The following is a 23,895-nucleotide window of genomic DNA, read 5'->3' as shown; positions in this document are numbered from 1 at the left end:
CGACGTGAACGCGGACCGTGGTTCGCGGACCGTGACCATGCACCGTGGACACGGACCGTGAACACACACCGCGGACACGCGAGGTGAACGTGCAACGTGACGGAAGGGCGGCGTGACCCATGACCGTGTGGGACGACCTCGTCGGGCAGGAGAAGGTGAGCGAACTGCTCACCGCCGCTGCCCGGGACGCCGACGCCCTCGTCACCGCCGCAGCCGCGGACGCGCCGCCGCCGGAGGCGTCCAGGATGACCCACGCCTGGCTGTTCACCGGCCCGCCCGGCGCGGGCCGCACCCAGGCGGCGCGCGCCTTCGCCGCGGCCCTGCAGTGCGTGAGCCCCGACCGGGCCCTGGGCGGGGCCCCCGGCTGCGGATTCTGCGACGGCTGCCACACGGCGCTGCTCGGCACCCACGCGGATGTCTCCACGGTCGCGGCGGTCGGCACCGAGATCCTCGTCAAGGACATGCGGGACACGGTCCGCAAGTCGTTCACGTCCCCGGCGAACGGCCGCTGGCAGGTGATCCTCGTCGAGGACGCCGAGCGGTTGAACGAGAAGTCCGCCAACGCAGTCCTCAAGGCCGTGGAGGAACCCGCCCCGCGCACGGTGTGGCTGCTGTGCGCGCCCTCGATCGAGGACGTGCTGCCCACCATCCGTTCCCGCTGCCGCCACCTCAGCCTGCGCACGCCGTCGGTGGCCGCCGTCGCGGACATGCTCGTCCGGCGCGAGGGCATCGAGCCCGATGCCGCCGCCGCCGCGGCCCGCGCCACCCAGGGCCATGTCGAGCGGGCCCGCCGCCTGGCCACCGACCCGGCCGCACGGGAGCGCCGGGCCTCCGTGCTCAAGCTGCCGCTGCGTCTCGACGAGGTCGGGAGCTGCCTCAGGGCGGCCCAGCAACTGGTCGACGCGGCGACCGACGACGCCAGACAGCTCGCCGAGGAGATGGACGGCAAGGAGACGGAGGAGCTGAAGGCGGCCCTGGGCGCTGCCCAGGGCGGACGCCTGCCCCGTGGCACGGCCGGCGTGATGAAGGACCTGGAGGACATGCAGAAGCGCCGCAGAACCCGGACGCAGCGCGACAGCCTGGACGTCGCGCTGGGCGACCTCACCGGCTTCTACCGCGACGTCCTCGCCCTGCAACTCGGCTCCCGCGTGGCGCTGGCCAACACCGATGCCGAGCAGGATCTGGAGCGGCTCGCGCGGGCCGGTTCACCGGAGTCCACCCTGCGCCGTATCGAGGCGATCTCGGCGTGCCGGGAAGCACTGGAGGGCAACGTGGCGCCGCTGCTCGCGGTGGAGGCGATGACGATGGCACTGAGAGCGGGCTGACCGCGGGGGCGGCCGGGGTCCGGTCCGGCCGGACATGCCGTTGACGCCGTCACTCGAAAGAGCCACGGAGGCCACGCACGGCATCCACCTGGTCGCTCAGCGTTACGCTCGCTTGATGCACATCAGGCGAACCCCCCGCCAGACCAACCCCGTGGCCCGTGCCATGGCCACCGCCCTCACCACCGCGGTGCTCGTCGCCGCGTGCTCCGCCGGCAGCTCGGTGACGGCGACCAACGACCTGGCAGAGGCGGCGCTGGCCCCGCTGCCCAGTACGACACCGCCCGCGCTCGCGCCGTACTACGGGCAGAAACTCGCCTGGCGCACATGCGGTGTCGAGGGCTTCCAGTGCGCGACGCTGAAGGCGCCGCGCGACTACGCCGACCCGGGCTCGGGCGACGTACGGCTCGCCGTCGCCCGCAAGCAGACCACCGGCAAGACCACCGGCAAGAACAAGCCGCTCGGCTCGCTCCTCGTCAACCCGGGCGGTCCGGGCGGCTCCGCGGTCGACTACCTGCAGCGGTCCGCGGGGATCGGCTACCCGGCCGAGGTCCGCGCCCGCTACGACATGGTGGCGATGGATCCGCGCGGCGTCGCCCGCAGCGAGCCCGTCGAATGCCTGGACGGGCGGCAGATGGACACGTACACGCAGGCCGACGTCACACCGGACGGCGCCGCGGAGACGGACGCGCTGGTCGGGCAGTTCAAGAAGTTCGCGGAGGGCTGCGGGGCCCGCTCTCCGCAACTGCTGCGCCACGTCTCCACGGTGGAGGCCGCCCGGGACATGGACATCCTGCGCGCCGTGCTTGGGGACCGGAAGCTGAACTACGTGGGGGCGTCGTACGGGACGTTCCTCGGGGCGACGTACGCCGGGCTGTTCCCGCAGCGGGCGGGCCGCCTGGTCCTGGACGGCGCCATGGACCCGTCGCTGTCCGCGCGCCGGCTGAACCTGCAGCAGACGGCGGGCTTCGAGACGGCGTTCCAGGCGTTCGCCAAGGAGTGCGTGCGGCAGGCCGACTGCCCGCTCGGCGGCAGGGGCACCACCGCGGCGCAGGTCGGCGACCACCTGCGGGCGTTCTTCCGCAAGCTCGACGAGCACCCCATCCCGGCCGGCGACGCCGACGGCCGCACCCTCGGCGAGGCCCTGGCCACCACCGGGGTGATCGCGGCGATGTACGACGAGGCGGCCTGGCCGCAACTGCGCGAGGCGCTCACCTCGGCGCTGAAGAAGCGCGACGGCGCCGGTCTGCTCGCGCTCGCGGACAGCTACTACGAGCGGGGCGGCGACGGGCGCTACACGAACCTGATGTTCGCCAACGCGGCCGTGAACTGCCTCGACCTCCCGCCCGCCTTCGACACACCCGAGCAGGTCGAAAAGGACCTCCCGGCCTTCGAGAAAGCGTCCCCCGTCTTCGGCAGGGGCCTGGCCTGGGCGGCCCTGAGCTGCGGTTACTGGCCGGTGCGGGCCACCGGCGGGCAGCACCGCATCGAGGCCAGGGGCGCAGGACCGATCGTCGTCGTGGGCACCACCCGCGACCCGGCGACGCCGTACTCCTGGGCGGAGTCCCTCTCCCGCCAGCTCACCTCGGCCCGCCTGCTCACCTACGCCGGCGACGGCCACACCGCCTACCGCCGCGGCAGTACCTGCATCGACTCCGCGATCAACGCGTACCTGCTGGAGGGAACCCCGCCGGCCAACGGAAAGCGCTGCTCATAGCCTCGCCGCACGCCCCGGAGGACCCTCCTCCGGGGCGTGTACGAAGCACCTCGGAAACTGTGTAGACTTACCGCCGTCGCTGATCGCACCATAAGTGCGTACGACACGCCGCTTTAGCTCAGATGGCCAGAGCAACGCACTCGTAATGCGTAGGTCTCGGGTTCGAATCCCGAAAGCGGCTCATCCAAGCCCAGCTCAGACAATGTCTGAGCTGGGCTTTTTCGTCTATCGGATGCGGTGACGACGCTGGGCGCGTGCCGCGCGGCGGTGCGTGGTCTCAGTCTTGGTCTCAGTTGTGGGTGCCGGGCGGGGCATGAACGTGTCTCCCATCCGGCGCATCGCGTCCTTCGAGAGGTGGGATCTGCCCTTCACTTATCGCCGGGTCTGACTGATCTGGGTGTGCCGAAGGATCTCCATGATGGTCGGCATGTCCACCCCGAGTTCGTCCTCGACTTTCAGCTGGACCTGGAGGGTATGACCCGTACGGTCAGCTACTACGACCACAGCAACCTGATCCTCGGCGATGGGGACCCGGAGTTCTGGGCCGACACCATCGTCTGGTTCCTCGGCCTGCTCCCGGCTGACGCCGACGCCGTTGCCATGGTCGAGGTGAACCCGGAACACACCGCCCCGATCCCGCCGCGGGCCGATGCCGAAACCATCCACGCCCTGTTGGAGGGGCTTGCCGAAGCCGAGTAGCCGCGGTTCCACTCCGTAGATGAGCGGTCTGGCGGCAGGCCCTATAAGCGGCCCTCCTGCGCGAGAGGGCATTTATGAGGTCGGAGCCGGACGGCGAGCACGCAGATTACGCCATGCGTGCTTTGTTCCCAACTGCACCGCAGGTGTACTCGTAGGTGCATACAGGGGAGGCGCCGATCCACCTCCTCCACCGGGTTCGTCCACTCTCTGCCGGGACGTGCGGCGCGGGCGCTTCAGGCGTGCGACGTCGCGATCCGCGCCCTGATCACGCTCGCGTTCGCCATCTGCGCGGACGAGACCCCGCTCAAGGTGGGGCCTGCCGCACTCTCGCGGGGAAGAAGGAAGCCAAGGGCTACCTGCACGCTACCTGCACGTCGCCTGCACCGACCTGTACACCCGCTTCTTGCTCGGCGACCGCTCGATGCCGAGCTGATTCGGGTCGACACGGCAGTGGACGGCGCGTGCGAGGTGGGTGATGAGCACGATGGCGCTCGTGGAAGGGGCCGTGGTGGCGGTCCGCTGCAGCCGCTGCTCCGCTTCTGTCAGGAGCCCTACGCGGGGGTTCCCGCAGGTTCCCTCCACTGGATCCCGTCCTTGCCGTCGTCGGTGAGGGTCTGGGCTATGACGTTGCCAGGCTGCGGGTAGAGCGGGTGTAGCTTGAAGTAGCCGGGCGCGTTCAAGAGCGACGCGTCGCACACCGGGTCGCCGTGGATGCAGTACCGCGTGACCGGAACGCCGTTGAACTCGGTCGGCCCGGCGCCCGGGGAAGTTAACCCGGGCACGCCCCATCCCTTCGGGATCTGGGCCGTCAAGCCGGTGCCAGGCTGCATCGGGTCGGCGTAGAGCATGCCGTCGACCTGCGAGAGCGGAATGCTGGTGCCACCGCCCGCGATTGTCTGGAGCACTTCGTCCGCGACCTGTGCGCCCTGGGAGTAGCCGGTGATCGTGATGCGTGCGTCCGGGTGGGAGCTGTAGGTGTCCTCCGCCGCCTTCAACGCCGCCTGGTAGCCCTGTTGCACGCTGGAGTCGTAGTTCGGTGCGATGAGGGCGTCGGGGCGGAATTGCAGGGTGCCGAGGTCGATGAGCGACCCGCTCGGGCCGACGAACGGGCCGGCGGTGGCCGGGTAGCACACCGGGAGCGCGGAGGAGCCGGGCGGAAGAGTCTTGTTCGCCTCGGCGTAGGAGGTAGTAGTGGTGGGGCAGTCAGGCGTGGGGTTCGTGGCGCCGGTGCCGCCGATCTCGATGTAGTAGTGCCCTGAACCAGCCGCTTGTGCGGCGGAGGAGAACGCGACGGCCGTGCCGACCATCAGCGCCGCCGTGGTGACTGCGGTGCCAACAGCCCGTGCCATCATTCTCGTTTGCGACATGCCTGATCTCCTGGTGGGTGGTGGACTTCACAAGATGGCGGATAGCCGCTGCGCGTCCTCGTTGGATCGGGAGGCCCAAGTTGCTGTCAAGGGCCTTTATTTTCACGGCCGTAGTCACCCGGGTGTGGCCCGGTGCCTGCGGCGCTTGTTGATCCAGTAGACGCCGCCCACGATCAGAGCGCTCGCGACCAGCGGCACGCCGACTACCAAGGGCAGATACATGCTCTGCCGGTGGGGCTCCGGCGGACTGGGGTGGGTGGTGGAGGGAGTGGGAGTGGGGCTGGGGCTGGGCGTTGTCGTGGTGGGGCTGGGATTCGGCGTCGTGCCGGTGGGGTCGGGCGCGGGTGATGCAGTGATGGGTTTCGGGCCGGGCGTCGGCGTGGTGGGGTGGGGGTTCGGCGGTACGGGGGTGGGGCCGGGCAGCGGCGGAGGCGCCGTGATGGCGAAGGACGCCACGGTGTTTTTCTGCCCGGCTTCCAGCGTGCAGGGCGAGGTGAACGTGTTCGGCCATGTCGGACTGCCGCTCGCGTCCCGCGCGGTGAGGTGCATGGTGACATCGCCGACACGGACGCTCGCGTTGCCCGACCGGCTGAAGGTTTCTGATGGCAGGGCACCGCTCGCCGTGATCTCGAAGCCGCCGGATGCGGAGACGGTCGTCCTGGGAACCACGAACGTCATCCCGGCCGGGATCGGCCCCTGAGGCGCGTTCACCACACCGCTCGCGTCCACCGTGCCCTCGACGGTCTTGATACCGATCAGCCGCCTCATCAGCGTCGCCTCAACGGCGTTCACCGGCGCCGAAGCATGGACGACGAATCGGTCGGTGGGTACGCCGACCGTGACCTGCGGGATTTCCGAGGTGATCGTCATCGCGACCGGGGCGGGGCCGATGAGCGGGAACGTGCAGGAATACCGCAGAGTAACCGAAACCGACTCCGCGACCGCCGGCCCGGCGCCGATAGGTCCAACGAACGCGCCCGCCCCCGCGACGGTCGCTGCCAAGCCTGCACAGGCTGCCGGACCGGCCGTGCCGATCTCCTGACGTAATGTCAATTCACCCCTCTGTCAGGGCAGTTGGACCACCGTATAAAGAGTAGGCCCCGTGTCCGCAATGGGGCAGTCACGATTCAGACCCGGGAACGGGTGCTGATGAGGTGATCCTGAAGCCGCTCGTGGCGGAACTTTCCCTCAGGGACCTGTCGCTGTCCCTGGGCCGACGGATGAAATACGACCGTCTTTGAGGGGGTCATCGGCGGCGGCAGGGCTGTCCGATCCTGACAGGTCTCACGTCCAAGGTGACGAGGTCGACGCCGCGCGCGTGAAGTTCCTTGGAGAGCCGGAGGTCGCGGCGACCGTGCCGAATCGCTCCGTACAGGCGATGGACAGGGCTAGAGTCGTTGGCGACCGACAACTGGTATCGGTGCAGGGGGCGCGGGTGATCGAGTTGGCCAGTGTGATCAGGGACCTGCGGGAGGAGTTGCAGCAGGCGGTCGTCGCCGCGCAGGGGGAGACGCTGCGCTTCGAGTTGGGGACGATCGAGCTGGAATTGTCGGTCACGCTGGAGCGAACCGGGCACGCGGAGGCGAGGGTACGGTTCTGGGTGGTCGAGTCCGGTGCGGACGCGACGGTGAACTCCACCTCGACGCAGCTGGTCAAACTGACTTTGCAGCCGACCCTCCAAGGGTCGCCTGACCGGCCGTTCGTCGTCGGCCGCGCTGACCCGGACGAGCAATGAGCACTGCGGACGGCAGCGCATCGGGGGCACCCGGGCCGGACGAGCTCGACGTACGTCGAGTGGTCCAGGTCGTCATCACCCGACGCGGAGGCGAGGAGTGGCGCGGATCGGGTTACCGCGTGAGCGGGAACGCGGTACTCACAGCCGCGCATGTGGTGCGGGGCGCGGTCTCGGTCACGCTGCGCTTTCTCACCGAGGACGGTGACGTAACGGAGTTGTCCGGCGAGCCGGAGCCGCTGTGGGAGGACTCCGACGTCGATGTCGCGGTGCTCAAGATCTCGAATGACCCGGGCGGCAGCGGGCTCTACGCTGCCGAGGTCCCGCCGGTGCGGTACGGCCTCATCACCCAGCCGGTGGATTGCGACGCGCTGGGGTTCCCCAAATTCAAGCTACGCCCCGACAACGCATCGTCGGAACTCAACAGGACCGCACGGTACCGGGATTCCCACCATGCGCAGGGCAAGACCACGCCGTGGGCGGACCTGCGCAAGGGCACTCTGGAGATCTCCGTGGGCGCTCCGGGGCCCGATCCGGAGGGCCGTTCCCCATGGGAGGGAATGTCGGGAGCCGCGGTGTGGAGCGGTGGGTACCTGATCGGAGTGGTCAGCGCGCATCACCTCACCGACGGAGCCGGCAGGCTCACGGCAAGCCGGGTGCAACGCTGGTACAAACACCTCACCCAAGCCCAGATCGATCAACTGGGCTACCTGATCGGCCTGCCGGCCCGCGCCGTCCACCTCACGCGGCTCCCACCACCGCCGCCGCATCCACCGCCGGCTGAGGGCGACCCGGCCGAGGCCCTCGCCGACGAGGTCTCCAAGCAGTGGCGTAAGGAGGAGGAGCAGCGACGGGTGCACGACCCGTTCCCGCTCCCCGTGCGCTTTCGGTGCACCGACCGGAATGTCTTCGACAACTGGGCCAACATCCGCCGGCTCCCGCGCGGGGCGGCTGCAACGCCCCTGCCGCTGGACGGCGAACTCGACCAGATCGTGGACGCGTACACCTTCGTCCCGTCCGGTCGGCTGGTGGTGCTCGGTGAGGCCGGATCGGGCAAGTCGATCTTGACTTTGCGTTTCCTCGTCGACTGGCTCGATACCCGTACCCCCGGCGACCGGGTACCGGTGATCTTCGGCCTGGGTTCCTGGGATCCGGCCGCGACTTCGCTGCGCGACTGGATGTGTGCCCAGCTGGTGCGTGACCACCCCTTCCTCGCGGCTCCAGCCGCGCGCGGAGGCAATCTGGCCCGTGTCCTTGTCGACTCGGGCCGGATCCTGCCCGTTCTCGACGGTTTCGACGAGATCCCCAGCGGCCTGCACGGTATGGCGCTCAAAGCGCTCAACCAGGCCACCACCATGCCGCTGCTGCTCACCAGCCGCCCCGACGAATACACCAAGGCCGTCAACGGCTCCGAGGATTCCGACGTGCTCACCGCCGCTGCGGTCATCGAGTTGGAGGACCTCATGGTGGACGACTACGCCCACTACCTGATCCGTGCCAGCCGGACGATCAGAGAGGGCGGCGCGGACCGTACGGTGTGGGATGGCGTCCTGGCCCGGTTGCGCGAAGGGCCGTACACCCAGGGCACGGCGAACCTCGCCAAGGTTCTCGCCACCCCGCTGATGGTCTCGCTGGCCCGCACCATCTACAGCGACGCTCCCAGACGCGACCCCGAAAAGCTGCTGGACTTCCCCACGCCCGAAGCCCTGCAAGATCATCTCCTGGACGCATTCATCCCCGCCGTCTACAGTGCCGCGCCGCACGACGATCGTGACGCCGACAGTCCCCGTCACCGCCGTCACTGGACGCCCGGGCAGGCCCAGCACTGGCTCGGCTACCTCGCCGCGCACCTGGAGAAACTCAAGACCCATGACCTCGGCTGGTGGCAACTGGGCACCACGATGCGCCGTTCCACGCGCATGCTCGTGATCGGGTTCCTCGCCGGGATGGCTCTGGGGGTGCCGACCGGGATCGGGAACCTGCCCGTGGACTTGATCGCGACCACGCGTGGGCTCGGGTTCGCGATCGTGCGGGGGCTTCTGGTCTGCCTCCTGCACGGACTGGTGGCCGGGTTGGTGTTCGCGTTGGTGTACGAGTTCGCGCCCAGAGGGGCGGCGGCCAAGCCGTCGACTCTGCGCATACAGATCTTCGGCGAGACCCGGCGCAATGGTGCCGAGATCGCCCGGAGGTTCATCCTGGGGATCGGGTTCGGGGCGCCGACCGCAGTCGTGCTGGTGCTCATGGACAGATTGATCGTCGGGCCGCTGGGGTTCGACGACGGACTCGACGGCGGCCTCAGGGGGGCGTTGCTGTTTCCGGTGGAAATCGGTTTCGGCGCCGGAACCGCGCTTGCCGTCATGGCGTGGCTCGAAACCCCTATTGACACCACATCCGCTATCAGCGCCTCGGACCTGTTGAGGACGAACCGCAAGAACGCATTCGTCCATATGCTTGTGTGGTTGCTCGTGCTCGGGGTCCCGGCCGGAATCGCCATGGGATTCGCGCCCGGGCGACTGGGCGGGTTCGCGCCCGGGCCCGTGCTCGGGCTGTTGGTGGGGCTCGTCTTCGGGATCGAGGGCGCGTTCGCGGGCGGGCTCGGGTACGGGCTGAGTTTCACCGCCTGGGGTCAGTGGGCGGCCCTGTCGCGCATGTGGTTGCCGCTGACCAGGCGTCTGCCCTGGGCAGTGATCGCTTTCCTGGATGACGCCCATGATCGAGGTGTGCTGCGCAAGGCCGGTGCGGTCTACCAGTTCCGCCATGCTCGGCTCGAAGCCCACCTGGCCCACGTCCACCGGGCGCGCCAGGACAGCACCGGCCGCGGAGTTCACCCGGTGGGCAAGCCGGGAACCATGGGGGAGCGGACGAGCGTCGCCATGGACACAGCGATATCCGACAGGCGTTGACCGATGAATATCGCAATTGATCAATTGATCAGTTGATCGACTGATGGGGGACAACTCATGGGCACCGGGAACAGTTCGGGAAGGCCAAAGGCGAGGTTCGCCCTTGGGGTCATGGTGGCAGCAGGAGTTGCGGTCGGAATCGTGGGCGCTCCCGGGGCCGGCACCGCGTCCGCGCGCCCGGCCTCGATCACGCTGAATTACACATGCAAGGTTTCCGGGGTCAGCCGGACCGTCCCGATGGAGATCCACGCGGATGTCCCGGATTCGGTCGCAGCCGGCAAGCCCAGCCCGGAATTCACGTTCGACGCGACGACGACGGCGAGCAAGGAAGACACGCATCTGATCCACACATTCCTTGCGGACCTGAAGTCCATTGAGGGCACGGTGGACACGAACGTCGAACTCCGGTCGCAGGAGGGCACCTTCAAAGTCCCTGTACGCTTCAGCATTAACAAGGTCACCATTCCCAAGGCCGACCGTGCCTTTGCCGTCACGGCGGCCGGCACCGTCCCCTCTCGCACGTTCCACAAGCAGGGCACTGTGCGGATCGCCGTCGGCGACCTCAACCTGACGCTCGTCGGGAAGCAGGCGAACGGCAAACCCGTGGGCCGGGTCAACCCGGCATGCAAGCTCGATGCCCACCAGTCGCCCGTCGTAGCATCGTTCGCGATCACAGGGGCAGATACGACGACCGGCTCGGCCTCGTCCGGCACTTCGGGCACGGGCGCCACGACCGGCTCGGCCTCCGCCGGGGCGTCGGCTGTGTCGCCATCCCATGCCGACGCTACGGTGCAGGGCGCCATGGCGACGACCGGCCAGGACACCAAGGGTCTGATTCTGCTGGCCGCTGGCGTTCTCGTCGCGGGCGGCGGCGTCTTCCTCTTCGGCTCGCGGCTGAAACGCCGCCGTCGTGGGTGACGGCCGTCGTGCGGCCGGGCCCGCTCCCTGTCGGCGAGGCCCTGACCGAGTTGCCCAGGCGCGAGGAACTGCACACGTTCGCCGCTGAGATCGGGGCACCGCTGCCAGCCCGGGTACAGGGGGAGGAGGGGCGAATCTCCCGCTGAACGGACGCCCAATGTGGATTTCCTACAGTAACCTCCGTTCGTAGATCCGACCGGTTTCCAGCGGGACTGGAGCTTAGTTTCAGTCCCGCTGGTGGGCCGACGACAGCCCCGTCGGTGGACAGCCGGTGGACGGACGCCTTTGGACAGTGCGTCACGGGGTGACACAGGTCAACCTGTCGCACGTGCGCTGATCAGGCAAAATGTCACTGGACAGTACGAGGGGGCACTACGCAACATGATCGCTCGTGGACTCGTAATGCGTAGGTCTCGGGTTCGAATCCCGAAAGCGGCTCTGTGGTGAACCCCAGGTCAAGCCTCTGACCTGGGGTTTCTTGTTTTGGTTTACCTTGGAATTCGGGCCAATCGGGCACGTGTGGTCTGTGTATCGCAATGCGTAGGTCTGAAGTTGACGGCCAGTGGCGGTTGCGGATCGTGGGGCTGTGACCTCGGCATTTTGTTCATGGCTGTCGATTTTCCCGGCCCCGTCCGGTTCGAGCTGGTGGCCGTTTGGTGGCCAGGCGTGCAGAGGGCGTGTAGATGGCTCCTCGGGCAGCCTCGCGGTTTTCGCATGGGCGGCGAGGCCGTGACTTCATTGGCCGGTTGAACGCAGGCCGTGCTCATGGTGGTGGAACCCGTAGTGGTGGAAGACGTGGGAACCGCCTGCAGGCGTAGATCACGGCATGTCACAGTCGCGGTATGTGTGGTGCGGACGGAGTGATGGGTGAGGGTGTCCCGGCGCACTTGGGGACGGGCGCGGAGGGATCCGTGGCCGAGGTGGCACGGCGGCGGTGGGGTGTCGCCCTGGGCGGGGATGCCCCGGCTCGGTTCTTCGAGCCCGGCTGGGCCTACGAGGAACGGGTGGAGCGCCGTTGTCCCGTCTGCGAGGGGGAGTTGCACGCGCTGCGCAGGCCGTACGAGTCGCAGGGGCGGGTGTACCGGTATGTCGCGCTGGTCTGTCCTGGCTGTCCCGCCGCGTTCAGTCTCGCTGACCTGGGGGTGAAGACGTACGACCAGCTCACGGCCGCGTTTTCGGCGGCCGTGTCCGTACCGCTGGGGCCCTGCCCGGGTGGGCCCGGGGTCAAGGTGACCGCGATCCGTGTCCCCGGGCAGTTCCCCGGGGCAGTGCGCGGGGGGCACCCTCCGGCGTGGCCGGACGATCTGGCCGTGCCGGAGCAGACCGAGAAGCGGGCCCTGTTGTGGTGCAAAGTGACCGATCCGGGCTGGCGTCCCACCGGGGAGGCGGTCGCGACGGCGGAGGACGTGCGGGTGGTCCTGCCCGAGGGGCCGGGATACGACGCCCTGCGGACCTGGCTCGCGGAGCGCGGCGTCCCGTACCGGGTCAGCCGCTACTGGGAGGAGGCCGAACAGGTCCGCACGGTCAATGAGCTGGGCGGCCGTACGGATCTGGTCGCGGTCGGTCCGGGTGGCGCGGTCCCGGCCGCGGGTGCCTGGGCGACGGCGGCCCGGGACGCCTTCGCCGCGCAGTGGGACGCGCTGGAGGAGTTGCCGGAGGCCGGCGGCGACGCGTATGTGCCGGTCGAGGAGTTGGTGCCCGCCGAGTGGGCCGCGCTGCTGCCGCATCCGTCGTTCAACCCGGCCCAGGCGGCTGCCGTTCCCGTCGTTCGGGAGGGCACCGGGCATCTGGTGGTGGTGGCACCCACCGGTGCGGGCAAGACTCCGGTCGGCATGGTCGCGGCGCTGGACGCGCACACCCGGGGCAGGAAGGCCGCTTGGCTGGTGCCGCAGCGCTCGCTCACCGACGAACTCGACCGGGAGTTGCGGCTGTGGCGGCGCCGGGGTCTGCGCGTGGTGCGGCTGACCGGTGAGGCAGCCGTGGACACCGGACTGATCCGGGCGGCCGATGTGTGGGTGGCGACGACGGAGAAGTTCGAGGCGATCTGCCGCGCGGGATCGCTGGGCGACGCGCTCGCCGAGGTCGGCTGCCTGGTCGTCGACGAGATCCATCTCCTCGGCGATCCGGTGCGCGGCGCCGTACTGGAAGCGCTGCTCGCGCGGGTGCGGGAGGACAGCGAGGGCACGCGGATCGTCGGGCTGTCGGCGACGGTCGCCAACGCGGACGAAGTGGCCGAGTGGCTGGGCGCCGGCCTGGTCCGCACCGCCTGGCGGCCCACCCGGCTGACCTGGCAGCTGCCGGTCCTGCCGGAGGGGGACGAGGGGGACTGGGCGGCGCGGGCCGCCGTACGCACCGAGGCCGCCGTACGGATCGCCCGCGGGGTCGGTGCGGACGGCGGCAGCGTGCTGGTGTTCTGCGGCAGCAAGCGCCGGGTGCGGGCCACCGCGCTGGCGCTGGCCGCCGACCGTGGTGCGGTGACCGCAGGTGTGGACGCGGACGACGCCGAAGCCGTCGAGCGGCTGTGCACCAGGGCCGGGGTACGGCTCCACTACCGGGACTGGCCCTACAAGCGGGAGGCCGAGCAGGCCTTCCGCGCCAGGGAGGCGGACGTTCTGGTCGCCACATCGACCGTCGCCGCGGGGGTCAACCTCCCCGCCAGGGCCGTGATCGTCGCCGACACCACCATCGGTCTGCACCGTATCGAGGTGTCCATGGTCCAGCAGATGTTCGGCCGGGCGGGCCGGATCGGTGCCGGCGAGCGGGAGGGCTGGGCTTTCCTGCTCGCCGATCCGGCGGAACGGGCGCACTGGCAGGCCCGGTTGGCAGCCGGATACACGGTGCGGTCACGGCTGGGCGACCACCTGCCCGACCACCTCCTGGCCGAGGCAGTCCAGGAAAGGGTGGCCGACATCGAGGAGGCGGAGCGGTGGTGGGCGGGGACACTGGCGGCACACCAGGGTGCGGACGGCGTCGGACCCCTGCGCGTGGCGGCGAGATTCCTCACGACCGCGGGCTGTCTGCGTGCCACCCCCGACGAGGGCCGCTGGGAGCCGAGCCCGCTGGGCAGGCTGACCAGCCGCTTCATGGTGGACGCCATCCTCGCCGACGAACTGGCCACCGCGGTGCGGGAGTCCCCGGTACCTGGGGACGCCCTCACCGCCGAGCGGTCGCTGGCGGCCCTGCTCAGCGTCCGCCTCCCGGTGCTGGAACAGGCGCCGTTCACCGACCGGGCCCGCGCCGCGCTGCGCCGCGTACTGCGCGAGGCGGAGCAGAGGCAGGAGGCGCCGGAGGAGAGCGGGGAGTCTGTGGAGGACGAGCCGGAGCCGGTGGCCGGGGATCTCGCTCGCGCGGTCCTCCACCTCGTCGCCGACCGACCCGGCCTCTTCCGCGGGCGGCCTGGTTACGTGCTGGGCATCCCCGTCGACTCCATGACCGGCATCCTGGAGGAGGCCCAGCGCTACCTGGCCTGGCTCGGCGCGCAGGGCCAGCTCGGCACGGTCCACCCGTGGGCGGCCGTCGTCGCCGGTGACCTGGCCCAGCGCATCCGGTGGCGCGCACTCGGGCCCGACCGCGGGGCCGGACGGCTGCTGTGGATGTGCGAGCGGATGGCCACCGCCCCGCTCGCGCCCGATCTCGTTCCCCGGATGTGGCGCGCGGCCCGCGCCCGCGGCGTGGACGCCCCCGACTGGAGCGGGACGACACCGCCGAACGACTGCGCCTTGTCCCCGGACCGTTACCGCGCGCTGCTCGCGGAGCGCGCCACCGGCGTTCACCTTGACCTGCGGGAGAACAGGTTCCGGGTGGCGGCCCCACCGGGCTCGGTGATCCGGTTGTGGAACGGCGCGATCACCACCCTGCACAGCGGCGACGGCGAGATGACCACCTTGCTCCTGCCGCCCGACGACCCGTCGGACAACTCGGCCGGCAACAGCGGGGCGGCCGTTTTCACCAGGGGCGGTGACCGGCTGGGGACGGGGTGGCTCGGGGCGTACGCGACGCTCCGCCGATGAGCCGGCCACAGGCGTGTTCCTACGGCGGCCACCGTCCGGCAGGGAGCGTGAAACGGGCGCACGGTAGCACAAGTGGCATGGGCGGAGGAGCGGCTCACACGCACTGGTCGGGGTGCGGCAGACTGGTGTGGATTCGGCTGGTACACGTCCGGCCGGACGTGTACCAGCCGGAGCAGGGGGAGAAGGGAAGCTCACAGTTCCGTGAGTGACGAGTTCGATGTCCCGGAGCCCGATGCCGCGGACCCCGTCGACGAGGGCGCGTTCGGTATCGACGCGTTCTCCCTCGACGACCGGCTTCGGCTGTTCCACTTCGCCGCCGCCGAGAAACGACACGAGTACCTGTGGCTGCTGCGGGCCTTCGACCGCGGACGCGCCAACTACCAGGTGCTGCTGCACGCCTCGGACGCGGTGGGGCTGCTGGAGCGGCTCGCCGCCGGCCATCCCGCCGCGGGTGCCGTCGGTGGTACGGCTGGTGTGCAGCCGTTGCTCGACGCGCTCGCGGAGTGGCAGGTGCTGGACCGGTCGTACGACGGGACGCGCGCCGCGAACCTCGCCGAGTACCGCAATCGGCACTACGTGTACCAGTTCACCCAGGCCGGGTACCGGGCCTACCGGGCCGTGGAGGACGTGCTCGGCGCGAGCCTGGAGGACGCCCAGCTCTCCCGCCTCGTCTTTCCCGACATTCTTGGCGACCTGCGCGCGCTGGCCGAGGCCAACACCGCGGGTGACGGCGAGGAGGTGTACCGCAAGCTCGGCCGTCTCGACTCGGTGCTGAACGAGATGGCGCAGCGTGCCGCCCGCTTCTACCTCATGCTGGGCGACCTGGCGCGCACCAACGACACCCGACCCGAGGTGTTCCTCGCCCACAAGGACGCGCTCCTCGCGCATATGCGGGAGTTCACCGCCGAGCTCGGGCGTTACGCCCCGCTGCTCGCCGAAGCGGTCGAGAAGGCCGCGGCCACCGGTGTGGACCGGATGATCGAGTACGCGGCCGAGGCGGACGAGCGGCTCTTCCGCAGTCCCGCCGAGCGGCTGGCGGACTGGCGGCACCGGTGGGACGGCATCGTCCACTGGTTCGCCGAGCGCGAGCACAGCGAGACCGAGCGGCTGCAGGACGCCACCGTCACCGCGATCCGCTCCGTCCTCGCCCTGCTGCGCCGGGTCACCGAGGCTCGCCGGGGCGGGGTGAGCCGGGAGAGCCAGCTGCGCCATCTCGCCCAGTGGTTCACCTCCTGCGAGAGCGACGAGGACGCGCATGCCCTGTTCCAGGCGGTCTTCGGGCTCGGGGCGCCGCGTCACATCGCGGTCCCGTACGCCGACCCCGAGCGGATCCCCGGCCGTGCGTCCTGGTGGGAGGCCGAACCGGTCGAACTGGCCCGCACCCTCGTCCAGTCCGGCCGCACCCCCGCCCTGCACGGCCCCGGCCGCATCGAACGCGACGACGAGCGGCGGGCCCTGCTGCGCGCCGAGCAGCTCAAGGAACAGGCCGAGCGCCGCGGCGCCGCCAACTCCCTCGCGTCGGACGGCGTGTACGGCCGGACTCTCGACGAGCCCGAGACACGCGCCCTGCTCGCCCTGCTGGACGTGGCGCTCGCCGCCCGGGTCCCCGCCAGCCGCCTGGTCATCGCCGCCTCCGGATCCGCCCATGGGGTGCGGCTCACCCTCACCCCCGCCGAGGGTTCCACGACCGTGGACACCGTGCGCGGGCGTCTCCATCTCGACGGGCTGCGCCTGGAGGTCACCGCATGAGTGAGGTCGTCGTATGAGCCGTGTCGCCGAAGGAGTCTCCGCGCTCGAACTCGCCGACTACCAGAAGGCGGTGCGGCTCGTCCTGCGGCATCCGCTGGTCACGCCCGGGTTCCCGGACGGGGCGGCGCTGGCGACCGTGCGCCGCTGGGCCGACCAGCTGCGCACCGACCTCATGGAGGTACTCGGGTACCGGCTCGTCACCACCGCAGACACCGTCCGGCTCCAGCGCGCCCAGGACGGTCTGGACGCCACCCGCCCGGCGCTCACCCGCGCGGGCCGCCCCTTCGACCGGCGCCGCTACGCCTACCTCGTCCTCACCCTCGCCGCCCTGGGCCGCCACGGCGCGCAGGTGGCACTGGGCGAACTGGCCGACGCGGTCGCCGCCGACGCCGTACGCATCGACGGACTCGGCCTCGACACGGCCCGCAAGCCCGACCGGGACGCCTTCGTCGACGCTGTCACCTGGCTCACCGAACGCGGCGCGCTCACCCTCGCCGACGGTTCCGCCACCGCCTGGGCAGGCGACCCCGAGCGTGCCGAGGCCCTGTACGACATCGACCGCGAGATCCTCCTCGCCGTCCACCACCCGACCCGCGTGCTCCAGCACCTGACCTCGGTCACCGCGCTCCTCGACTCCGGCAGCGCGCTGGGCATGTCCGCGGGGCGTGCCGCCCAGCGCCGCGACCAGGCCCGCCGGGCCCGCCGGCTGGTGCTGGAGAACCCGGTCGCGTACTACGCCGACGCCGACACCGAACTGCTGGGCCAGCTACGGGCCCCCGCCCTCGCCGAGGACCTGGAGCGGCTGACCGGGCTGACGGTGGAGCGGCGGGGCGAGGGCGTGGCGCTCGTCGACACGTCCGGCCGGCTGTCCGATCTCCGCTTCCCCGGCGGCGGAACCGTCGCGCAGGCCGCGCTGCTCCTCGCCGCCCGGATCAGCGCCGCCGCGCAGCGCTCCGGACGGCACGCCCTCGAACTGCTGCCCGCGCCCACCGCCGCCGAACGCCTCGCGGCCCGCGCCCGGCGTATCGACGCGGCTCTGCCTTCGCGTGGACTGGTCGCCGAACTCGCCGAGCAGGGCGAGGAGCCGGCGTACGGGGTGTCTGTGTACGAGACGCCCGACGACGGTGGCCAGGAGCCGGCGGAGACCCGCTACCCCTTCGTCACGGACTCCTGGCTCCGGGGCAGGCTCAAGGAGATCACCACCGAGTACGGCGCGGGCTTCGCCGCCGATCTGCGCGCCGACCCGGACCGGTTGCTCGGTCAGGCGCTCGACCTGCTGGCCGCCATGTCGCTGATCGCCCGGGTCGACGGCGGGGCGCTCGCCCTGCCGCTGATCGCCCGCTACCGGGGGGTCACGGCCCGGGTGAAGACCCGTACGTCGCCCCAACCGCTCTCCCAGGCCACCCTGTTCACCGACGACACTGCCAAGGACCCCACTCCGTGAGCACCCCCGCTCCCACTCCAGCCCTCACCCCCTCAGCCCGGTTCGTCCCCACCCGCGCCGGGATCATCAACCTGTGGGACTACCGGGACGAGGAGTTCTCCTTCGCCGGCGGCTGGTTGGTGCTGCGCGGCCCCAACGGATCCGGCAAGACCAAGGCCCTCGAAGTCCTCTTCCCCTTCGTCCTCGACGGCCGTATCGACCCCAAGCGGCTCAACCCGTTCGCCGCCGAGGACCGCACGATGAAGTCCAACCTGCTCTTCCGAGGTCAGGACAGCGCGCTCGGCTACGTGTGGATCGAGTTCACACATCGCGAGACCGGCGAGGCCGTCACCTGCGGCATCGGGCTGCACGCCCAGCGCCACCGTGACACACCGGCCCGCTGGCACTTCGTCGCGGAGGGCCGCGTCGGCGCGGACTTCTCCCTTCTCACCCGTGACGACCGGCCGATGACGAAGAAACAACTCGCCGTCGAACTCGGCCGTGATCTGATCGCCTCCACTGCCGACTACCGTGCCGCCGTCGACCAGCGCCTGTTCGGTCTCGGCCCGGAGCGGTACGAGCAACTGCTCACCCTGATCCTCACGTTGCGCCGCCCACAGCTCGCCAAGAACCTCGACCCGGCCAGGCTCTCCGACACCCTCACCGCCGGTCTGCGCCCGCTGGACGACGACCTGATCGCGGAGGCGGCCCGTTCCTTCGACGACATGGAGTCCGTGCAGCGCACCCTGGAGGGGCTGGCCGCCGCCGACGACGCCACCCGTGCCTTCCTCGCGAGCTACTCCACCTACCTGAGGGTCCACGCCCGTGCCGCCGCCGACCGGCTCACCGCCCGCCGCACCGAGACCGCCGAGCGCGCCGCCGCGCTGAGCACCGCCACCGCGGACCTGACGGCGGCCCGCGAGCGGCAGGCCGCCGCCGAGACGCGCGCCGAGTCGGCCGACGCCTCGCTCGCCGCCCAGCGCGCCCGCCTCGACCAGCTGCGTTCCTCCGCCGCCTACCAGGCCGTCGAGCAACTGGCCGACCTGGAACGCCTGGTGCGCACCTGCGAGCAGACCGCCCGGCAGGCGAGCGCCGAACGCGAACGCCGTAGCGCCGCCGCCGGCCGCGCCCGCGCCGAGGCCGAGCACGCCGCACGGATCGCCGCCGACCTCGACGCCGCGGTCTCCCGGGACGCCGCCGCCGTCGCCGACCACGCCCACACCGCGGGCCTGCCCTGGACCCCGGCCGACGCCGAGCCCGCCCGCCTCGCCGAACGCTCTGCGGCGCTCGCCGCCGCCCGCCACGAGGGCGTCCGGGCCGTACGCGCCGCCCAGGTGGCGGCACGCGGCGCCGAGCAGACCCGCGACCTCGCCCGGGTATCGCTCGACCGTGCCGAGGAGGCCGTCAGCGCGGCCGAAACCGAGGAGGCCGCCGTCGAGGCGGCCCTCGAATCCGCCCGCGAGGAGCACCGTTCGGCGCTGGGTCAGTGGACGGGGACGCATGGCGAGCTCCTGTCCGAGGAGGGTCGCGGGCGGCTCGCCGAGGCCCTGGAACTCACCGGCGAGGCCGAGGCGGTCACGCTCGCCGACGCCTTCACCGAGGCGACCGCCCCCGCCGTACTGGAACTGCGCGACACCCTCGCCGCCCTGCGTGCCCAGCGCGCCGACGTCGAGCGTCGCCGCGCCGAGACGGAGGCCGAACGCGACCGGATCGCCGACGAACACGACGACGCCCCGCCCCCGGCCCGTGGCCGCACCGCCGACCGGGCGCCAGGCGACGGCGTTCCGCTGTGGCAGCTCGTCGACTTCGACCAGAACCTGACGGAACGTCAGCAAGCTGATCTGGAGGCGGCCCTGGAGGCTTCCGGCCTCCTCGACGCCATGGTCACCGCCGAGGACACCCCCGTGGCGGCCGGGCACAGCGAGGGCTACCTCCGGGCCGGTGCCCCGGTCGACGGACCCAGCCTCGCCGACCTCCTGAGCCCGGAGGCCCCCGAGACCGGCGACGGGATCCCGACCGCCGCCCGGATCACCGCCGTACTGCGCTCGGTCGCCGTCACCGGAGACCTCGGCACCGGCATCCCGCAGGTCAGCCCGGACGGCCGGTACGCGGCCGGTGTCCTGGTCGGCGCGCACACCAAGGAGCACGCCGAGTACGTCGGCGCGACCGCCCGTGCCCGTCGCCGGGCTGCCCGGATCGCCGCCTGCGAGACGCTGCTGGCCGAACTCCGCGCCCAGCTCGACGAGTCGGGGCGCGCACAGGCCCGTACGGACGCCGCCCTCGACGCGTACGCCGCCGCCCGCGCCGCCCTGCCCCGCACCACCGCGATCACACAGGCGCTGCGCGAACTCGACCGGGCCGCGGCGAGGCTGCGTGCCACCCGTGACGCCGCCGACGCCGCCGAGGGCGCGTACGACGAGTCGGTGGCCGCCTGCTCGGTCGCCGAGCGTGCCCTGCTCCGCACCGCGGCCGAGCACACCATCGAGACCGGGCGCCCAGAACAGGTAGACGCCGTCGAGACCGCCACCCGCGCCTTCGAGACGGCGGTTCGCGAACTGGCCGCACGCCGCCGCGAGCGCGCCCGTCAGAACGAGGCGGCCGAGGCAGCCGCCGACCGGCTCACCGTCGCCGCCGAGGACGAGGCGGCGGCGACGGACATCGAGCGCGCGGCGCGCCGCCGGCACGCGGAGGAGGCCGCGGGACTCGAGGCCCTTCAGGAGGCCGTCGGGGCCGAGGCGCAGGAGGTGATGCGGCAGTTGCGGGAGACCGAGGACGGGATCGACGCCCTGGTGGGGGAGGCCGATACGGCCCGCAGCGCCCAGCACACCGCGATCGCGGGCACCGCGGCGGCCGAGGCCCGCCGTACCGCCACCGCCGAGGCCGGGGCGGTCGCCGCCGCGGAGGAGAAGGACACCGCCCGCTCCCTGCGTCCGTACGCCGCCCGCGAACTCCTCGACATCCTGCGCTGTCCGCAGGGTCTCGCCTGGCCCGCCCAGGAGGCCGACTGGACCGGCGAGGCACTCCCGCCGGCTGTGGCCGCCGTCCACGAGGCGATCCTCTCCGCGACCCGTGACCTCACCCCCACCGAGACCAGCCTCAAGCAGTCCGTCACCCGCCTCACCAAGGCACTGGACGACCTCCAGGCGCAGCTCGCCGCCGCGGGGCAGGACTACCGGCCCGAATGGGACGGCTCCGACGGGGTCATTCTCGTCCGCGTGGCCGACGAAGAGGGCCCGCTGCCCGTCGCCGCCTTCGCCCAGAAGATCTCCGCCCACCGTCGTGACCAGGCCGAACTGCTCTCCGAGTCCGAGCAGCGCATCCTGGAGGATGCCCTGCTCACCCGGCTCGCTCAGCAGATCCACGACCGCACCGTCGACGCCCGCGACCTGATCCGCCGGATGAACACCGACATGCGCCGGCGCACGATGTCCTCGGGGACGACGGTCGGGGTGAGCTGGCTGCTCGACGACCACCTCGACGACGAGCAACGCGCCGTCTGCGCCCTCCTCGACGCCGACGCCGCCCGCCTCGGTCCGGACGGTCTCGCCCGGGTGCGCGTCCACTTCGCCGCGCAGATCAAGACCGCCCGCGCCCGCCACCGCGACCAGCCCTACCGTGAACTGCTCGCCGAGACCCTCGACTACCGGCGCTGGCGGCAGTTCGCGTTCCAGCTCGTACGCCCCGACAAGAGCGAGGAGCGGCTCACCCGTGCCCGGCACAGTCGCCTGTCCGGCGGTGAGCAGTCCGTGTCACTGCACCTGCCGCTGTTCGCCGCCGCGCACGCCATGCTCAACTCCGCTGCCCCACACGCGCCGCGCCTGCTCGCCCTCGACGAGGCATTCGCCGGCGTGGACGACACCGGGCGCGGCGAACTCATGTCCCTGGCCGCGCAGTTCGACCTCGATCTGTTCATGACCGGCTACGACCTGTGGGCCGCCCACGCCTCCGTGTCCGCCGCCGCCCACTACGACCTCGCGCACACCGCGGTCGACCACACCGTCTCCGCCCTGCTGCTCGTCTGGGACGGCGACCGGCTCCTCGCCGACGACACCGGCGACCTCACCACCGCCCTCGGCTCGCCCGGCACCCGGCGCGTCCCGATGCCCGAGGAGGCCACGATTGCCGACTGAGCGGCGAGAAGACCACGGGTACGACGAGTTGCGGGGCGAGGGATGGACCCGGCTGCTCGCCACCGCCCGCCGCAGACTGGAGCGCACCGGCGGCGCGCTCGACGGTGACATCGGGCTCGCGGGGCCAAGTGAGGCCGAGCGCCGCACCGTCATCGGGATCACCGGCCGTTACCGGCCCGAGACCGCCAAGCGCCTCGCCGTACCCCTGAGGGATCTGGACGGGTATCTGTACGGCCGCTACGGCACCGGTCTCCTCCAGACCCTCGGCAGTCTCCACGGGCCGCTGCGTGACCGGCCCGCCGAACGGGCCGAAGAGGAAGCGCGCCGCGACGACGCCCTGAAGTCGGCCCACTCCAGCCGGCTCGCCGGGCAGGGATGGTTCGCCGCCTGGCTGGACCGGATTGCCGCCGACGGCACTCTCACCCGTCTCGTACGCCGGGGGGACGCGCCGCTCCTCGACGCGGCGGTACGTGTCCTGGATCTGCTGACCGGTGACGGGGACCGTTCCGGGGGCTCCCCGAACCGGGTCCCCGGCGTCCTGCCGCTCCCGGTTCTCGCCGAGTGGGCCACCGGCGACACCAAAGCCCTCGTGCCCGGCGCCCCGCTGGAACAGCTCGTCCTGCGGGCCCTCGCCCGGCGCACCGGCGACGGGTGCGCCGTCCCGCGTGAGCGGGCGGGGCGGCGCGCCTTGTGGGAGAGCGCAGGCGCCATCGCGGACGACCTCGCCAGCCAGGTCCTCGTCCTCAACATCGGTGCCGAGGGGGACACCGTGGTCTGCGACTGGCTGCGCGACGCCGCGGGCTTCGGTATTCCCTTCCGGCTCACCCTCCACCAACTCGCCACCGACCCGGTCGTCCCCGCCGCCCGCACCATCTTCGTCTGCGAGAACCCGGCCGTACTGCGCGCCGCAGCCGGCGAACTGCACGACACCGGCGCCGCCTTGGTTTGCACCGAGGGCGTCCCGTCCGCCGCCTGCCACAAGCTGCTCGGCGACGCCGTGCGCGCGGGAGCCCGGCTGCGCTGGCGCGCCGACTTCGACTGGGCCGGCCTGCGCATCACCGCGGACGCCGTGGCCCGCCACGGCGCCCAGCCCTGGAGGATGACGGCCGCCGACTACACGGCGGCACTCGACGAGGGCGAGTCCACACCGCTCGTTGGACCGCCCGCGGCCAGCCCCTGGGACCCCGAACTGGCCCTCGCGATGGAGGCGTCGGGTGGCACGGTCATGGAGGAACGCCTCCTGCCGGCGCTCCTGTCAGACCTCGCCCGTGCCTGATCCGGAGTCCTGCGGCCGACTCGATCCGTCCACCAGAGCACGCCGACGTGGCGTGTGCCCTACCACAAGGGGGAACCGCCGGCATCCGGCGTCGCGCGGACGAGGTGATCGCGTTCAGGCTCTCCACGGAAACGTGAGCGCCTACCATGCGCAGTACGTCGCCCTGGCCGAGGCTCTCGCCGCAACGCTGATCACCAGTGATGCGAGGATCGAACGGAGCGGTGCTGCGAAATGCGGCATTGAGGTCTTCGGCTCGGACTGACGGTGGCGTGGCCGTGGGCCGCTGACTCAGGACGGCGCCGGCGGGCTGGTGAAAAGCCGGCAGTGGCTTGTTGGAGGTCACCTGCATCTCGACCCCAACACCGCGCTGCGCTGCTCAGCGACTCCCCCGGTGGCCAGCCGGTGGCCGGACGCCTTTGGGCGGCGCGGCACGAGGCATCACCGATCAGGACGCCGCAGCCGCTCTGATCAGGCAGGGCGGCATCAGACAGCACCCAGCTGGTACGAGGCAACATGATCCCTCACGGTCTCGTAAGGCGTAGGTCTCGGGTTCGAATCCCGAAAGCGGCTCCACCGGATCCCAGCTTGGACAATGTCTGAGCTGGGATTTTTCGTTCAGTGCGGACACGGCCCGTGGGCATGCGGGGCG

Annotated in this window: 14 protein-coding genes, 1 tRNA gene and 1 pseudogene; 13 read left to right on the top strand and 3 right to left on the bottom strand. The window is 71.3% G+C overall.

All coding sequences use genetic code 11. From position 1 onward, the window contains the following. The first annotated feature begins 119 nt into the window (after positions 1–119). The 3 genes from ACFY2B_RS16800 to ACFY2B_RS16790 all read left to right on the top strand — a co-directional run bounded on the left by ACFY2B_RS16800 (position 120) and on the right by ACFY2B_RS16790 (position 3,220). The gene (locus ACFY2B_RS16800; RefSeq protein WP_390763864.1) at positions 120–1,325 is read left to right on the top strand and encodes a DNA polymerase III subunit delta'; all 1,206 of its coding nucleotides are present in this window, start codon (positions 120–122) and stop codon (positions 1,323–1,325) included. 115 nt (positions 1,326–1,440) lie between these two features. Then, the gene (locus ACFY2B_RS16795) at positions 1,441–3,039 is read left to right on the top strand and encodes an alpha/beta hydrolase (protein ID WP_390763863.1); all 1,599 of its coding nucleotides are present in this window, start codon (positions 1,441–1,443) and stop codon (positions 3,037–3,039) included. Between the two features lie 107 nt (positions 3,040–3,146). Further along, positions 3,147–3,220 (top strand) — tRNA-Thr (locus ACFY2B_RS16790). 44 nt (positions 3,221–3,264) lie between these two features. Here ACFY2B_RS16790 and ACFY2B_RS16785 read toward each other — a convergent pair. Beyond that, positions 3,265–3,486, bottom strand: a pseudogene (locus ACFY2B_RS16785) (integrase); the annotation flags it as partial. On the opposite strand from ACFY2B_RS16785, the gene ACFY2B_RS16780 reads away from it, so the two are divergent. After that, entirely contained in the window at positions 3,439–3,738 is a 300-nt protein-coding gene (locus ACFY2B_RS16780) for a hypothetical protein (protein WP_390764094.1), read from the top strand. The pseudogene ACFY2B_RS16785 and the gene ACFY2B_RS16780 sit on opposite strands and share 48 nt — an antisense overlap. A gap of 551 nt (positions 3,739–4,289) precedes the next feature. Here the strand turns inward: ACFY2B_RS16780 and ACFY2B_RS16775 are convergent. Next, the gene (locus tag ACFY2B_RS16775; protein WP_390763862.1) at positions 4,290–5,105 is read right to left on the bottom strand and encodes a cutinase family protein; all 816 of its coding nucleotides are present in this window, start codon (positions 5,103–5,105) and stop codon (positions 4,290–4,292) included. 114 nt (positions 5,106–5,219) lie between these two features. Beyond that, positions 5,220–6,107 carry a DUF6801 domain-containing protein gene (locus ACFY2B_RS16770; protein WP_390763861.1) on the bottom strand — a complete coding sequence of 296 codons (888 nt, stop codon included), beginning with the start codon at positions 6,105–6,107 and terminating at the stop codon, positions 5,220–5,222. A gap of 316 nt (positions 6,108–6,423) precedes the next feature. On the opposite strand from ACFY2B_RS16770, the gene ACFY2B_RS16765 reads away from it, so the two are divergent. The 9 genes from ACFY2B_RS16765 to ACFY2B_RS16725 all read left to right on the top strand — a co-directional run bounded on the left by ACFY2B_RS16765 (position 6,424) and on the right by ACFY2B_RS16725 (position 23,508). After that, complete coding sequence (locus ACFY2B_RS16765; protein WP_390763860.1) at positions 6,424–6,840, top strand: trypco2 family protein; 417 nt, start codon at positions 6,424–6,426, stop codon at positions 6,838–6,840. Continuing rightward, positions 6,837–9,740 (top strand): NACHT domain-containing protein, encoded by a 2,904-nt coding sequence (locus tag ACFY2B_RS16760; RefSeq protein ID WP_390763859.1) that lies wholly within the window; start codon positions 6,837–6,839, stop codon positions 9,738–9,740. Before ACFY2B_RS16765 ends, ACFY2B_RS16760 begins: the two co-directional genes overlap by 4 nt. 57 nt (positions 9,741–9,797) lie before the next feature. Continuing rightward, positions 9,798–10,658: a DUF6801 domain-containing protein gene (locus tag ACFY2B_RS16755; RefSeq protein WP_390763858.1), complete on the top strand. Its 861-nt coding sequence runs from the start codon at positions 9,798–9,800 to the stop codon at positions 10,656–10,658. A gap of 911 nt (positions 10,659–11,569) precedes the next feature. After that, entirely contained in the window at positions 11,570–14,668 is a 3,099-nt protein-coding gene (locus ACFY2B_RS16750) for a DEAD/DEAH box helicase (RefSeq protein WP_390763857.1), read from the top strand. Between the two features lie 201 nt (positions 14,669–14,869). After that, positions 14,870–16,417: a TIGR02677 family protein gene (locus ACFY2B_RS16745; RefSeq protein ID WP_390763856.1), complete on the top strand. Its 1,548-nt coding sequence runs from the start codon at positions 14,870–14,872 to the stop codon at positions 16,415–16,417. Positions 16,418–16,430: 13 nt separating this feature from the next. Further along, complete coding sequence (locus ACFY2B_RS16740) at positions 16,431–17,861, top strand: TIGR02678 family protein (protein ID WP_390763855.1); 1,431 nt, start codon at positions 16,431–16,433, stop codon at positions 17,859–17,861. Next, the gene (locus ACFY2B_RS16735; protein ID WP_390763854.1) at positions 17,858–21,970 is read left to right on the top strand and encodes a TIGR02680 family protein; all 4,113 of its coding nucleotides are present in this window, start codon (positions 17,858–17,860) and stop codon (positions 21,968–21,970) included. Before ACFY2B_RS16740 ends, ACFY2B_RS16735 begins: the two co-directional genes overlap by 4 nt. Then, positions 21,960–23,246 carry a TIGR02679 family protein gene (locus ACFY2B_RS16730; protein ID WP_390763853.1) on the top strand — a complete coding sequence of 429 codons (1,287 nt, stop codon included), beginning with the start codon at positions 21,960–21,962 and terminating at the stop codon, positions 23,244–23,246. Before ACFY2B_RS16735 ends, ACFY2B_RS16730 begins: the two co-directional genes overlap by 11 nt. Before the next feature lie 133 nt (positions 23,247–23,379). Continuing rightward, complete coding sequence (locus tag ACFY2B_RS16725) at positions 23,380–23,508, top strand: hypothetical protein (protein WP_390763852.1); 129 nt, start codon at positions 23,380–23,382, stop codon at positions 23,506–23,508. Positions 23,509–23,895: the final 387 nt, after the last annotated feature.

This window comes from Streptomyces sp. NPDC001270 (genome assembly GCF_042896695.1).
In the GTDB taxonomy this organism is placed as follows: domain Bacteria; phylum Actinomycetota; class Actinomycetes; order Streptomycetales; family Streptomycetaceae; genus Streptomyces.
The sequence above is the reverse complement of the archived record's forward strand: the minus strand, read 5'-3'. Positions and strand labels throughout refer to the sequence as shown.